The 14,372-nt window shown below is 40.5% G+C and carries 12 protein-coding genes, 1 other RNA gene and 1 other annotated feature; of the genes, 11 read left to right on the top strand and 2 right to left on the bottom strand.

Annotation, left to right across the window (positions count from 1 at the left end):
* Positions 1-62: 62 nt before the first annotated feature.
* The 5 genes from I5J82_RS11055 to I5J82_RS11035 all read left to right on the top strand — a co-directional run bounded on the left by I5J82_RS11055 (position 63) and on the right by I5J82_RS11035 (position 5,003).
* Complete coding sequence (locus I5J82_RS11055) at positions 63-236, top strand: hypothetical protein (RefSeq protein WP_198767895.1); 174 nt, start codon at positions 63-65, stop codon at positions 234-236.
* Positions 237-279: 43 nt separating this feature from the next.
* Positions 280-511 (top strand) — a binding site (T-box leader).
* Between the two features lie 272 nt (positions 512-783).
* Positions 784-2,049: a histidine--tRNA ligase gene (hisS, locus tag I5J82_RS11050; protein ID WP_198767894.1), complete on the top strand. Its 1,266-nt coding sequence runs from the start codon at positions 784-786 to the stop codon at positions 2,047-2,049.
* A gap of 18 nt (positions 2,050-2,067) precedes the next feature.
* On the top strand, positions 2,068-3,846 hold the full coding sequence (aspS, locus tag I5J82_RS11045; protein WP_198767893.1) for an aspartate--tRNA ligase: 1,779 nt from the start codon (positions 2,068-2,070) through the stop codon (positions 3,844-3,846).
* 91 nt (positions 3,847-3,937) lie between these two features.
* Positions 3,938-4,118: non-coding RNA, 6S RNA (gene ssrS / locus I5J82_RS11040), on the top strand.
* 117 nt (positions 4,119-4,235) lie between these two features.
* Complete coding sequence (locus tag I5J82_RS11035; RefSeq protein WP_198767892.1) at positions 4,236-5,003, top strand: tRNA threonylcarbamoyladenosine dehydratase; 768 nt, start codon at positions 4,236-4,238, stop codon at positions 5,001-5,003.
* 110 nt (positions 5,004-5,113) lie between these two features.
* Here I5J82_RS11035 and I5J82_RS11030 read toward each other — a convergent pair whose 3' ends face one another.
* On the bottom strand, positions 5,114-5,965 hold the full coding sequence (locus I5J82_RS11030; RefSeq protein ID WP_198767891.1) for an RsfA family transcriptional regulator: 852 nt from the start codon (positions 5,963-5,965) through the stop codon (positions 5,114-5,116).
* 124 nt (positions 5,966-6,089) lie between these two features.
* Positions 6,090-7,424 (bottom strand): AAA family ATPase, encoded by a 1,335-nt coding sequence (locus I5J82_RS11025; RefSeq protein WP_198767890.1) that lies wholly within the window; start codon positions 7,422-7,424, stop codon positions 6,090-6,092.
* 154 nt (positions 7,425-7,578) lie between these two features.
* On the opposite strand from I5J82_RS11025, the gene I5J82_RS11020 reads away from it, so the two are divergent.
* The 6 genes from I5J82_RS11020 (at position 7,579) to recD2 (ending at position 14,335) form a co-directional block, all read left to right on the top strand.
* Positions 7,579-8,289, top strand: coding sequence for a YczE/YyaS/YitT family protein (locus I5J82_RS11020; protein ID WP_332873654.1), 711 nt, complete (start codon positions 7,579-7,581; stop codon positions 8,287-8,289).
* Positions 8,222-8,641, top strand: coding sequence for a cysteine metabolism transcriptional regulator CymR (gene cymR, locus I5J82_RS11015; protein ID WP_144698865.1), 420 nt, complete (start codon positions 8,222-8,224; stop codon positions 8,639-8,641). The genes I5J82_RS11020 and cymR overlap by 68 nt, the downstream gene beginning before the upstream one ends.
* A gap of 14 nt (positions 8,642-8,655) precedes the next feature.
* A complete protein-coding gene (locus I5J82_RS11010; protein WP_198767888.1) occupies positions 8,656-9,795 on the top strand; it encodes a cysteine desulfurase family protein in 1,140 nt (379 codons plus the stop codon).
* 40 nt (positions 9,796-9,835) lie between these two features.
* Positions 9,836-10,963: a tRNA 2-thiouridine(34) synthase MnmA gene (gene mnmA, locus I5J82_RS11005; RefSeq protein ID WP_198767887.1), complete on the top strand. Its 1,128-nt coding sequence runs from the start codon at positions 9,836-9,838 to the stop codon at positions 10,961-10,963.
* A 369-nt stretch (positions 10,964-11,332) separates the two neighbouring features.
* Entirely contained in the window at positions 11,333-11,992 is a 660-nt protein-coding gene (locus tag I5J82_RS11000; protein ID WP_198767886.1) for a tetratricopeptide repeat protein, read from the top strand.
* Positions 11,993-12,004: 12 nt separating this feature from the next.
* The gene (recD2, locus tag I5J82_RS10995) at positions 12,005-14,335 is read left to right on the top strand and encodes an SF1B family DNA helicase RecD2 (RefSeq protein WP_198767885.1); all 2,331 of its coding nucleotides are present in this window, start codon (positions 12,005-12,007) and stop codon (positions 14,333-14,335) included.
* The last annotated feature ends 37 nt before the right edge of the window (positions 14,336-14,372 follow it).

The following is a 14,372-nucleotide window of genomic DNA, read 5'->3' as shown; positions in this document are numbered from 1 at the left end:
AATCTTGAATGAAACCTCCGCCTTGATGGAAAGACTAAATCAAAAAAGGTGGAGGATTTTTTATGAGGCAGAACCGGAAAGGCATTGAAGAGGTCCCTCAATGGAAGCAGTTGAGCTTTCATGATTTTCTTTCTCTTGAAAAATCAGCAAACACGATGGAACTTGCTGAAGAGTTTGGAATGAATCTATATCAAGTGAATCAGTTAAAGAAAAAAATAAAACGCGAAAACTATTGACATCACACCCCATCTAAAAGTATGATAATCTACAATTCCAAAATGAAAACTGATGACGAAGAAAAGTAGCTTTACCCCACAGGGTTAGAGATGAGATACCATGGCTGAAAGTATCTCTCCCTGATGATAAAGTGAAAGACACTTCATAGGTTTTAATTCGAACGGTTAAGTTTTGACCTCAGTAGAGTTACACGTGGGCAATCGTTACTTGCATAATGAGGAAGCTTTTTATAGCTTCGAAGCAGGGTGGCACCGCGGGAAATCCCGTCCCTTATGAAATGACTAATTTCATAAGGGACGGGATTTTTTTATTTGGTTGTTTTCTAAAATTTTGTACCTTAATGAGATTGTTTTCGACTCTCTTCTTTGACACGTTGATTGGAGCGCAAGATGTGAGACTCCTAACAGCGCATAGCGCTAGGAGGCTCACCGCACACCCCGCGGAAAGCGAGCATCTGGAGCGGAAATCAACACTTTCAAAAAAACCAACAGAATACGCGAAAACATGATTTTAACCAACATGTAAAAAACGGGAGGATGAAAGAAAATGAGTATTAATATTCCAAGGGGAACGAAAGATATACTCCCAGGAGAAGTAGAAAAATGGCAGCTGATCGAACAAAAAGCAAAAGAAGTATCAGCGCGATTCAATTATAAAGAGATTCGAACGCCGATCTTTGAACACACAGATCTGTTTCAAAGGGGTGTAGGCGACTCAACAGATATCGTTCAAAAAGAGATGTATACATTCAATGATCGAGGCGACCGTAGCTTAACTCTTCGACCAGAAGGAACAGCACCTGTAACTCGCTCTTATGTTGAAAATAAAATGTTCGGACTACCCGGCCAGCCTGTAAAACTATTTTACATCCAGCCGATGTTCCGTTATGAAAGACCACAAGCTGGTCGATATCGTCAATTTGTACAGTTCGGTATTGAAGCGATGGGTTCAGCGGATCCTGCAATTGATGCAGAAGTAATCTCGCTTGCGATGACTGTTTACAAAGAGCTTGGGTTAAAAAAGCTCCGACTTGTGTTGAATACGTTAGGAGATGCTGACAGCCGTAAATCTCATAAGGAAGCTTTGATCGCACACTTTGAGCCAAGAATCAATGAGTTCTGTTCCGATTGCCAAAATCGATTATTGAAGAATCCTTTAAGAATTCTAGATTGTAAAAAAGACCGAGATCATGAACTAATGAAGAGCGCTCCATCGATCCTTGAACACTTAAACGAAGAATCAAAAACGTATTTTGAAGAAGTAAAAAACAGCTTGAATGCCATGAACATCGAGTATGTGATCGATCCTACACTCGTACGTGGACTTGATTATTATAACCACACTGCATTTGAGATCATGAGTGAAGCTGAAGGTTTTGGTGCCATCACAACGCTTAGTGGAGGCGGCAGATACAATGGTCTTGTTGAAGATCTTGGAGGACCAGCTACACCAAGCATCGGATTTGCGATGAGCTTAGAACGTTTGTTATTAGCACTTGAAGCAGAAGGCATCACACTTGAAACAGAAGAAGACTTAGATTGTTACGTTGTAGCACTAGGTGACGAAGCGAAGCAAAAATCAGTAGCGATCTTAAGTCAGCTTCGTCAAGCAGGGATTAAGAGTGACAAAGATTATTTAGATAAAAAGATGAAAGCACAATTTAAAGCAGCTGACCGATTAAAAGCAAAGTTTGTAGCTATTTTAGGTGAAGAAGAACTATCTAAAGGAATCATCAACGTGAAGAATATGGATTCCGGAGAACAGTCGGAAGTAGCGATTGAAGAGTTGAGCACATTTTTAAAAGCAACGTAAATAAGGAGGACACATCTCATGGAATATCGCACACATCAATGCGGAAAGATTACAGAACAATATATCGGTGAAAAAGTAACAATAACAGGTTGGGTACAAAAAAGACGTGACTTAGGCGGATTGATCTTCATCGACCTTCGTGACCGTTCTGGTGTAGTACAAATCGTCTTTTCACCAGAAGTATCACCTGAAGCATTAGAAACGGCTGAAAAAGTAAGAAGTGAATATGTACTTACGATCACAGGAAACGTTCTTGAGCGTGACCCAAGTACGGTTAACCCAGCTATGAATACCGGTAAGATTGAAATCTCTGGAGAAGAAGTCAAGATTTTAAACAGTGCAAAAACACCGCCTTTCTCTATCAGTGAAGATATGGATATTACAGAAGACATTCGTCTGAAATATCGCTATCTTGATCTTCGACGTCCGATCATGCAGGAAACGTTGAAGATGAGACATGAAGTAACTCGCTATATCCGTAACTTCCTTGAGAACGATGAATTTATGGAGATGGAAACACCGATGCTTACGAAGAGCACACCAGAAGGAGCGCGTGACTATCTAGTACCGAGCCGTGTGCACCCAGGAGAATTCTATGCATTACCGCAATCTCCACAATTATTTAAACAGCTATTGATGGTTTCAGGTTTTGAAAAATACTACCAGATCGTTCGTTGTTTCAGAGACGAAGATTTGCGTGCAGATCGTCAGCCTGAATTTACACAAGTCGATATCGAAACTTCATTTATGGGTCAAGAACCTCTTTTAGCCATGATGGAAGAGATGATGACAGGGCTCGTGAAAAAAGTAAAAGGTGTAGAGATTCCAAAACCGTTCCCAAGAATGACATATAAAGAAGCAATGGACCGTTATGGTTCTGATAAACCAGATACGCGTTTCGGTCTTGAACTTATCAATGTTTCAGAGATCGTTAAGAATTCTGGATTTAAAGTATTTGCAGCAGCAGTTGAAAACGGTGGGCAAGTTAAAGCGATCAACGTTAAAGGTAAAGCAGCAAACTATTCTAGAAAAGACATCGATGGTCTGACTGAATTCACTGCTCGATATGGAGCAAAAGGTCTTGCTTGGATGAAAGTAGAAGCTGAAGGATTAAAAGGACCTATTTCAAAGTTCTTTAACGAAGAAGATGCGGCTAACATAATGAACGCGCTACAAGCAGAAGAAGGAGATCTGTTGTTGTTTGTAGCAGATAAACCGTCCGTAGTAGCAGACAGCTTAGGTGCATTAAGACAAAAGCTAGCAAAAGATTTAGATCTGATCGATCAATCTAAATACAATTTCCTGTGGGTCGTTGATTTCCCGCTAGTTGAATACGATGAGGATGCAGATCGTTTTGTGGCGCTTCACCATCCATTCACAATGCCGAAGACAGAAGATTTACACCTGATGGATTCCAACCCTGCTGAAGTAAGAGCACAAGCGTACGACTTAGTTCTTAACGGATATGAGCTAGGCGGTGGATCTCAGCGTATCTACCAACGTGACGTTCAAGAAAAAATGTTTAAAACATTAGGATTCACCGAGGAAGCAGCACGCGAAGAGTTTGGATTCCTATTAGAGGCATTTGAATACGGAACGCCTCCACATGGTGGTATTGCGTTAGGGCTAGATCGAATGGTGATGCTACTGGCAGGAAGAAGTAACTTAAGAGACACGATTGCTTTTCCGAAAACAGCTTCTGCATCGTGCCTATTGACGAATGCACCATCGGCTGTAAATGAAAAGCAGCTTGATGAACTTCATCTATCTGTAAAAGTGAAGCAAGAAAGCAAGTAAGTGAATATTTAGAAAAATACGAATCGTTTTATAAAGAGACACATTTTGTCTTGTATTTGATTTATTCGTGTGATAGTATGAATTTAAGCGATGGGTCCTATGGTGACCGTTAACAACCCGAAAGTTTTGAGCCAACATTAAGTATTAGGGAGTTTGTGTTTTCACACAGCGTCCATGCCCTGAAAGCTAGGGGACGGACAAAATGCGAAACAGGGCACCCACCTGCGAGAGCAGGTTCAAAACTAAGGGTATACGGCATTTTTGGGGCTCATTTTTTTGTGCGAAAAAAACCAAGTAAGCATATTGATTTTGTTTTCAAAAGTGGATATGCTGATAAAGATGCATTTTCTTTATTTTATGTGCACGTCTGAAAGGAGATTTCGTTATATATGCTTTATCAGTTCTCAAGAAATGAACTTGCCATTGGAAAAGATGGGATAGAGGTCTTAAAGAACTCAACTGTCGCAGTGCTTGGAATCGGGGGAGTAGGCTCCTTTTCGGCTGAAGCACTAGCTCGCTCAGGAGTTGGACGTTTGATCCTTATCGATAAAGATGACGTCGATATCACGAATGTGAATCGTCAAATACATGCACTTGTAAATACCGTTGGACAGCCAAAGGTAGATCTTATGAAAGAAAGAATTGCGCTTATTAATCCAGAGTGTGAAGTTATCGCTCTTAAGATGTTCTATACAGAAGAAACATATGAACAAATCTTTGAATATGGACTTGATTTTGTAGTCGATGCATCGGATACGATCTCCTATAAGATCCACCTTATGAAAGAATGTTTGAACCGCAAAATTCCGATCATCTCGAGCATGGGAGTTGCGAACAAACTGGATCCAACACGTCTTCAAATCGTTGATATCTCTAAGACGAGCTATGACCCAATCGCTAAGGTCATTCGCCAGCGTCTAAGAAAAGAAGGAATCACAAAAGGAATACCGGTCGTATTCTCTGATGAAAAACCAATCCAGATCCGCGAAGAGATTCGGAAAGAAATCGTACCTGAGAACGCTCCTGGCATTCGAAAGGCGAAGATGCCGCCATCTTCAAACGCATTCGTACCATCTGTTTCAGGACTTTACATGGCAGGTTACGTGATTAACAAAATTATTGAAGATAACCATATAAAGATTGAAAGAGTACGATAAATATAAAAAGTTCTGACTGATCAAAGTCAGGACTTTTTTCTGTTATAGCGAACATCAACACAAAAAATGACTCATGTGAGTTAGCGTTTAACCCTATGAGTCATCTAATTTTATTTTGCTAGTTTCTCTAGATTTCCGTTCTTATCCATGCGGAAGGTAACGTTCGGATTCGCATCTTCGTCTTGAAAGAGTACCATTTTTCTTGCACGGTCCATAATTTGGATGAGTGCTTGGTAATCTTCCTGAACCGTTTGATGCTCTTTCTCAAGAACAGCTAGCTGATCTTTCATCACTTTGTTCTGCTGCATTAACTCGTTCATCTGAAGGCGAAGTTCCATGTTTTCTTGAACGAGCTTGCCGCTCGACATACCGTTTCGCTTTAATCCACTCAGAAAATCTATGACTTCATCAAGTGTAAGACTACTTTCATTACTAGCTTGTGATGGCTGACGATAGGTATTCGGTGATGAAGGCTGTTGTGCTCCTTGTAAGCTCGTAACTTCTGGTGCTTCTGCTTCAGTTTGCTGAACATAACTCGGTTGTTCTTGAACAGCAGGTGGCGAAGCAACAGGAGCTGGTGCTGATGTGTTTCTTTCATACGAAAATGGTGTTCTAAAGAATTCTTCTGGATGATAGGTTTCATCATCGTGCATCTGTGGTGTATTACTTATCGTTTGTGCAGGTTTAGCTACAGGTTTAGGCTGTTGTTGCTGCTGTGACCTTGCTAGCGCACGCTGACGTTCTTTTCTTTGCTTTTTAGCAATCTTTAATGCTTGCTCGTATTTTTTTCTCACGATGGCATTCCATCTAAAACCAACTGCTGCACTCGTACGTTCTAATTTATCTCCAACCTCTTCAAAAGCATGCAACTGTGTGCTTCCCTCACGCACATGGCGTAAGACCGTTTCGGCAAGCAATAGATCGTCTTCTTCTGACCAGGCGTCCTGTCTGATTTTTGACAAGGTAATCCTCTCCTTAGCTACAAAAATATTCATTTGATATTTTCATGTTTACCAATCAGAGAGAATCCTATACACACAACTGAAGAACTTTTGCTAGTTTGCTAAGTTATAAAGTCTCATAGATTTACTTTCCCTTTTTCTTGCGATTATCAAAATAGTCTAGACGCTTCTTTATATTCTTTTCGAATCCACGTTCAGTAGGCTCATAAAAAGTCTTACCCTGCAGATGTTTTGGTAAATATTCTTGTGGTACGTACCCATCTTCAAAGTTATGAGGATATTTATAGTCCTCGCCATGTTGAAGCTGTTTTGCTCCTTTATAATGAGCATCCCGAAGATGAATCGGAACGAGACCGGTTTTTTCTTTTTTGACAGCATCAAGTGCTTTATCGATTCCTGTTATTACTTTATTGCTTTTAGGAGCAGTAGCTAAGTATAATGTGGCTTCTGCAAGTGGGATACGAGCTTCAGGCATACCGATAAAATCAGCTGCATAACTAGCGGCATGTGCAACAAGCAAAGCGTTTGGGTCAGCGAGACCGACGTCTTCTGCGGCATGAACGAGTAAGCGCCGAGCAATAAATCGAGGATCTTCGCCAGCATAAATCATTTTCGCCAGCCAATATAGAGCTGCATCAGGATCTGAACCACGGATGCTTTTAATAAAAGCGGAGACTGTATCATAATGGTTGTCTCCCTTTTTATCATATTGAAGGACTCTTTGTTGAATAGATTCTTCAGCGATCTCAAGTGTGATCGTGATGTTGCCGTCTTTGTCTGGTTTCGTTGTTAACACAGCAAGTTCTACCGCATTAAGTGCTGTTCTTGCATCTCCGTTTGAAATAGATACGACATGATCTATTGCATTCTTTTCCATGGTGATCGGATGCTTACCATATCCTCTCTCTTTATCAGAAAGAGCTTGCCCGATCACTTTCGCTATATGTTCATCTGTTAGCGGTTCAAAACGAAACAACCGAGATCTAGATAGAAGAGCGGGGTTGATCTCAAACATCGGGCTTTCTGTTGTTGCACCAATTAAGATAACCGATCCGTCTTCCACGTAAGGAAGGAGCGCATCTTGCTGACTTTTGTTAAAACGGTGGATCTCGTCGATAAAGAGGACCGTCTTTTTTTCTTCTAATAATAATCGTTCTCTCGCAGCTCCCATGATGACCTTAAGATCAGCCACTCCAGACGTAACAGCATTGAGTTGTTCAAACCATGCAGATGTAGAATTCGCTATAATTTTTGCTAAAGTCGTTTTGCCCGTTCCGGGAGGTCCAAAAAAGATCATCGGTGTGAGTTGATCGGCTTCGATCGCTCGTCTTAATAGCTTACCTTCTCCAGCAATATGCTCTTGGCCGATAAATTCCGTTATTTTTCTTGGACGCATGCGGTTAGCAAGAGGTCTTTTTAAAGAATGGGAGCTTTCATCTTTATAAGAAAACAAGTCCATTACAATCATCCTTCCGTACACTTGTTCTAATCGTCATATGACAATACTATACAATAGTACATCATGCAAGTTGAAATGATTTCATGCTATAATAAGCTTTAGATTTATGGAATTAACCGAATTGAGACAACTTAATAGGGAAGGATTTTGCACAGTGAAAGACCAAAAGCATTCAAGATGGAACAAATTTTTGTTTCAGTGGTCTGTATTCTTTATTGGATTATTTATTATGGCCTTCGGAATCGCGCTTATGATTAAGGCAGACCTCGGAAGTGCTCCGTGGGACGTTCTTCATATCGGACTGTTTGCACAGTTCGGGCTATCGATCGGAACATGGTCGATCATCATGGGATTCTTCGTCATCTTAGCTACATCCTTACTAACAAAAAAGAAACCACAATCAGGTGCCTTTTTAAATATGGTGTCTGTTGGTTTGTTTATTGACTTTTATTTATGGCTTCCTTTTTTTCATGATCCTGTAACAGGTTTTGGGAAATGGATGTTCTTAATCATCGGAATCTTAATTTTAGGTTTTGGAATCGGGCTATATATTTCATCAGACTGCGGCGCAGGACCAAGAGATAGTCTGATGCTGGCTCTTACAGAAAAATCGGGAATGAAAGTTTCAAATATTCGACTTTTAATGGAATTTGTTGTTCTGTTTTTTGGTTGGATGTTAAAAGGACCCGTTTCGTTCGGAACGATCCTTTTTTGTGTAACGATAGGAGCAATCGTGGGCAGGACCCTTCCGTATTGCCAAAAATTAGTGAAGTTTGTTTTAGAACGGAGTGAACAATATGAAGATATCAACAAAAGGTCGGTACGGATTAACCATCATGATGGCATTAGCAAAGAGATCCGGTGAAGGTCCGATCGCATTGAAACTAATCGCAAAAGAATATAGTCTATCTGAACATTATTTAGAGCAGCTTATCGCCCCGCTAAGAAATGCAGGACTCGTTAAGAGTATTCGCGGTGCGTATGGTGGTTACATGCTGGCTAAAGAAGCATCCACGATTACTGCTGGTGATATCATCCGTGTGCTTGAAGGACCGATCTCTCCCGTTGAAGTTTTGGATGACGAAGAGCCTGCGAAAAGAAATCTTTGGATTAAAATCAGAGATGCTGTAAAAGATGTGCTAGATTCAACAACACTTGAAGATTTGGCAAACTATGAAGATGAGGGCGCACAGGACGCTTACATGTTTTATATATAGGAAGGAAATGAGGAATGAAAAACGTTTATTTAGATCACGCTGCAACTTCTCCTGTTCATCCTGAAGTCATAGAAGAAATGATTCCTTTTCTAACTGAACATTTTGGGAATCCCTCTAGCATTCATCAATATGGTAGGCAAACTCGTAAAGCTCTTGATGATGCGAGAACCATGATTGCAACTTCTATCGGTGCTTCACGTAATGAAATCATTTTTACAAGCGGCGGTACAGAAAGTGATAACCTTGCTATTCTAGGTACAGTCTCTCCTCTAGAGAACAAAGGGAAGCATGTTATTACGACTGAAGTAGAACATCATGCTGTACTTCATACATGTCATGAGCTTGAAAAAAGAGGGTATGATGTAACATACTTGTCCGTTGATGATGAAGGTAGGATTTCATTAGATGAACTAAAAAGTTCTCTAAGAGAAGATACGATTCTCGTTTCAATTATGTATTGCAACAATGAAACAGGGACAACACAAGACATAAAAGAGATCGGAAGTCTTTTGAAGGAAAAAGAGATCTTGTTTCATACCGATGCGGTGCAAGCTTATGGCTTGATCTCGATTGATGTGAATGAACTGAACATTGATCTGTTAAGTGCTTCTGGTCATAAGATCAATAGCCCAAAAGGAACAGGATTTCTATATGTAAAAGAAGGCGTACCTTTTCTTCCTCAAGGCTTTGGCGGCGAGCAAGAGCGTAAGCGCCGTGCTGGAACGGAGAATGTAGCAGGAATCGCTGCATTACGAAAAGCGGCATCTATCGCAGAAAAAGAAAGAGAAGAACGTTTTAATCAATACACAACTTTTAGAGATACGATGAAAAGAATATGGCAAGAAGAAGAGGTATCTTTCATAGAGAATGGAAGTCCTGATCATTTTCTTCCTCACATTCTTAACGTAAGTTTTCTTGGTGTGAAGACCGAAGTGCTTTTAGTCAATCTAGATCTTGCTGGTATCGCAGCTTCTAGCGGATCAGCTTGTACCGCAGGCTCACACGAACCTTCGCATGTTCTAAAAGCTATGTTTGGTGAAGATGAAAGGACAAAATCATCTGTTCGTTTTAGCTTCGGTCTAGGAAATAAATTAGAAGATATTGAATTTGCTGCTCATGAGACAGCAAAAATCGTGAAACGTTTAGCAAAATAAGTTACAATGTTTGTCATATGAATGAAATGAGGTGGACACAGTGCAAACAGAATTAAACAAAAAGGCACCTCAAGATACACGAGTAGTTATTGGGATGAGCGGCGGTGTGGATTCTTCCGTTGCCGCACTTTTACTAAAAGAGCAAGGCTATGATGTAATCGGGATCTTCATGAAGAACTGGGATGATACCGATGAGAATGGCGTATGCACAGCAACAGAAGATTATAACGATGTGATTGCGGTCTGCAACCAGATCGGCATTCCATATTACGCAGTGAATTTTGAAAAAGAATACTGGGACAAAGTATTCACGTACTTTTTGGAAGAATATAAAGCAGGACGAACACCTAATCCTGATGTAATGTGCAACAAGGAGATCAAATTCAAAGCTTTCCTTGAGCACGCCATGAATTTAGGTGCGGATTATGTAGCAACTGGCCATTACGCACGTGTGGCTGAAATAGATGGAGAAGTTAAGATGCTTCGCGGAGTTGATGAAAATAAGGATCAAACGTATTTTCTTAACCAGCTCTCACAAGATCAATTACGTCGCGTATTGTTTCCGATCGGCGAGTTGAAGAAGCCTGAGATTCGTAAGATTGCGGAGGCAGCAGGACTCGCAACTGCAAAGAAAAAAGACTCTACGGGTATTTGCTTTATTGGAGAAAGAGACTTCAAAGAATTCTTAAGTCAGTATCTGCCTGCAAAGCCTGGTGAGATGCAAACGTTTGAAGGCGAAGTGAAGGGCAAGCATGATGGATTGATGTATCATACCATTGGGCAGCGTCACGGTCTTGGGATCGGTGGAAGCGGAGAACCTTGGTTTGTTGTCGGTAAGAACTTAAAAGACAATATATTGTATGTTGAACAAGGGTTTCACAATGAAAAGCTTTATTCTGACAGTTTAAAAGCGGTAAAGGCAGGGTTTGTTTCGGATAAGCCGATGCCTACTACTTTTAAATGTACAGCGAAATTCAGATACCGTCAGCCAGACATGGGTGTAACTGTTCATGTGATGGAGGATGAAACGCTTCATGTGGTCTTTGATGAAGCACAGCGTGCTATTACTCCAGGACAAGCAGTCGTTTTTTACGACGGAGATGTATGCTTAGGTGGAGCAACGATCGACACGGTATACAAAAACGACGAGGCGATCACTTATCTATAAAAAAATGTGGAAAAACTGGCTTATGCAGATTACAGAACTGTAAATTAGCCAGTTTTTTTGCGTTAATGAATATTTACGGAGGGCATTGGGCTGTTAGTAGTGCTCGTGCAGCGGCATTCCTATGCTCGCTGCATGAGCGATTCCAGAGATTTATGAGCGATTCCAGAGATTTATGAGCGATTCCAGAGATTTATGAGCGATTCCAGAGATTTATGAGCGATTCCAGAGATTTATGAGCGATTCCAGAGATTTATGAGCGATTCCAAAAATCTTGAACACTAACCCATAATAAGCATCCACAAAAAATTAGGCGCGAGCTACCTTCATTTGTTATACTTTTGAAGGAAATTAAAAGTGGGGGTAATGAAGATGGAACCTTCAAAAGGTCTTGAATATTTACAAAAAGGAAAGTTTGAAGAAGCTGCAAAAAGTCTGGAATCCATGATTGAGGCAGATCCAGAAAATCCAGTGCATTATATTAATTTCGGAAATTTACTTTCTGCTGTTCATGAACACGAAAAAGCGATTCAATTTTTTGATAAAGCTCTATCACTTGACGAAAATGCTGTAGCCGCATTTTATGGTGCAGGTATTGCCTGCTACCATCTTGAAGAATTCTCTAAAAGCGCAAAACTTTTTCAAGAGGCCATCAAAGGCGGTCTGCAAGATAGTGACACTCATTTTATGACAGGAATGTCGTTCGTTTCACTCGGTGAGAACAAGCTTGCAATTCCTTACTTAATGAGAGCAACTGAGCTCAACGATCAAGATCATGAAGCATTGTTTCAATTCGGTCTCTGTCAGGCAAGAACAGGCGATATTGAGTCTGCATCAACAACGTTTGAACAAGTAGTTGAACGTGATGAAACACATGCGGATGCTTGGTACAACTTAGGCGTGACGTATAGTTATTTTGACAAAAACGCTGAAGCTCTTGAAGCCTTTCAAAAAGCGTTAGACATTCAGCCGGATCATTATTTAGCAGGGAATGGAAAACGAAATATCGAAAGTAAAAACACTAACCATTAAAGGGGGTGCTTTATGGCACAGCAGCCTTCTTTTCATTTAGAAGATGAGATCTCAGAAATCAAAAAATATATAAAAGGTACGTTGATCTCTACTGTTTATCATCAGGCGGAGAGTCTTTACACAGTCGCTAGAATCAGGGTTAAAGAGACGAACGAAAATTACAACGAAAAAGAAGTTATGATCACAGGCATCCTCCCTCCGTTAAGAGAAGATGAGCTTTATTTGTTTTATGGAAAATTTAAAGATCATCCGAAATATGGTAAGCAATACGAAGTTGAACTGTTTCAAAAAGAGATGCCACAATCAAAAGAAGCTATGATTCAATATCTTTCGAGCGATCTATTTAAAGGGATTGGAAAGAAAACAGCCGAGCATATCGTAGAGGTTATGGGGAACGATGCGATCACAAAGCTTTTAGAATCACCGGAATACATCAGTCAGATTCCAAAACTGACAGAAGATCAAGCCGAAAGTTTGCAGAAATCCCTATTGCAGAATCGAGGATTAGATCAAGTAATGATGGCCGTGCAACCCTATGGGATCGGACCGCAGCTCGCGATGAAGATCTTTCAAACGTATCAGGATGAAGCGGTAAAAATCATTAAGGAAGAGCCGTATCGACTTATTGAGGATGTTTCAGGAATCGGATTTCACCGAGCTGATGAAATCGCAAAAGGCAATGGGATGCAAGTCAATCACCCAAAACGAATTCAAGCTGCCTGTCAGTTTGTGCTTCGTGAACAAGGTACAGACCTTGGACACTCGTATTTACCGATGGACGAACTGTTAGAAGGTGTTAGGAAACTTCTAGCAGATGGAAAGAATACTGTTGATGAGATGAGTATTTTTCGAGAGATTCAAGATATGGAGACGGAGCAACGATTGATCGTAAAAGAAAACGTGGTGTATCTGCCGTCTCTCTATTTCGCAGAGCGTGGATTTGCTCAAAAAATGAATCAGTTATTACATAGTCAAAAAAACGATTATCACATTGAAGATGCAAAATTGGAAGCTGAGCTATCAGCGCTTGAAAAAAGACTCAACATGAAATATGCGAAAAGTCAAAAAGAGGCGATTAAAAAGGCATTAACCTCTTCATTAATGGTGCTGACGGGTGGACCTGGAACAGGAAAAACTACCGTTATTAAAGGGATTGTTGAACTTTATAGTGAGATTCATGGTGTGAGTTTGAATCCTGATGATTACCGTGGAAAGAAAGAATCGTTTCCCGTTTTACTCGTTGCTCCAACAGGTCGAGCCGCAAAGCGTATGACTGAATCAACAGGGATACCGGCTCACACGATCCATCGCTTGTTAGGATGGAAGGGTGGCGGTACCTTTGAAAAAAATGAAGATGAACAGATTGATGGAAAACTTTTGATCGTCGATGAGATGTCGATGGTCGACATATGGCTTGCACATTCTTTAGCAAAAGCTTTGCCACCACATATTCAGATCATTTTTGTTGGGGATGAAGATCAGTTACCATCAGTAGGTCCTGGTCAAGTTTTAAAAGATCTATTACAGGCTCAGCATGTTCCACAATCTTCATTAGTGGATATCTATCGACAAGCAGAAGGATCGTCTATCATCCGATTAGCTCATGAGATGAAGAACGGAAATGTGCCGCATGATCTGCTCGTTCCCCAAAGCGACAGACGTTTTTTTGCGTGTTCAGGTGAACAAGTGTTTCAAGCTATCCTTCAAGTTTGTGAAAATGCCATAAAAAAAGGGTACAGTTCTAGAGATATTCAAGTGTTAGCTCCAATGTACAAAGGGCCGGTCGGAATTGATCGATTAAATATGGAACTTCAGCGTCTGTTTAACCCGGAAAAACAAAAACAGCGCCAGCTGCAGGTCGCGAATGTTTTCTATCGAAAAGGAGATAAAGTGCTTCAGCTCGTCAATCAACCCGAAGATCAGGTTTTCAACGGTGATATCGGTGAGATCGTGGCAGTTATCTATGCAAGAGAGAACACAGATAAAGAAGACCAGATCGTTATTAGTTTTGATGAGATTGAGGTTACGTATAAAAGAAGTGAATTTCATCATTTTACTCACGCTTTTTGCTGTTCGATCCATAAATCACAAGGCAGTGAGTATCCGATTGTCATCCTTCCGATCTTAAAGAGCTACTACCGAATGCTAAAACGGAATTTATTGTATACGGCAATAACAAGAAGTAAAGAATATCTGATTCTCTGTGGAGAACAAGAAGCATTTACTTGGGCTGTTGAACGTTCAGATGAAACAGAACGATACTCTGGTCTAACATCTCGTCTTCAAGAGACCATACTGGAAAAAGATTTAATGAATGATACCCTTCTAAACGAAACAAACTAGAAATGTTCGAGAGATGTAAGATGTCATCTTGTCGGAC

Source organism: Fictibacillus halophilus, assembly GCF_016401385.1.
GTDB lineage: Bacteria > Bacillota > Bacilli > Bacillales > Fictibacillaceae > Fictibacillus > Fictibacillus halophilus.
Note: the sequence above shows the minus strand (reverse complement) of the source record. Positions and strands in the feature narration are given on the sequence as shown.

Excerpts from the sequence above, each read along its gene's own strand:
- I5J82_RS11055 (WP_198767895.1), top strand. The coding sequence starts at position 63 with ATGAGGCAGAACCGGAAAGGCATTGAAGAGGTCCCTCAATGGAAGCAG.
- hisS (WP_198767894.1), top strand. The coding sequence starts at position 784 with ATGAGTATTAATATTCCAAGGGGAACGAAAGATATACTCCCAGGAGAA.
- aspS (WP_198767893.1), top strand. The coding sequence starts at position 2,068 with ATGGAATATCGCACACATCAATGCGGAAAGATTACAGAACAATATATC.
- I5J82_RS11035 (WP_198767892.1), top strand. The coding sequence starts at position 4,236 with ATGCTTTATCAGTTCTCAAGAAATGAACTTGCCATTGGAAAAGATGGG.
- I5J82_RS11025 (WP_198767890.1), bottom strand. The coding sequence starts at position 7,424 with ATGGACTTGTTTTCTTATAAAGATGAAAGCTCCCATTCTTTAAAAAGA.
- cymR (WP_144698865.1), top strand. The coding sequence starts at position 8,222 with ATGAAGATATCAACAAAAGGTCGGTACGGATTAACCATCATGATGGCA.
- I5J82_RS11010 (WP_198767888.1), top strand. The coding sequence starts at position 8,656 with ATGAAAAACGTTTATTTAGATCACGCTGCAACTTCTCCTGTTCATCCT.
- I5J82_RS11000 (WP_198767886.1), top strand. The coding sequence starts at position 11,333 with ATGGAACCTTCAAAAGGTCTTGAATATTTACAAAAAGGAAAGTTTGAA.
- recD2 (WP_198767885.1), top strand. The coding sequence starts at position 12,005 with ATGGCACAGCAGCCTTCTTTTCATTTAGAAGATGAGATCTCAGAAATC.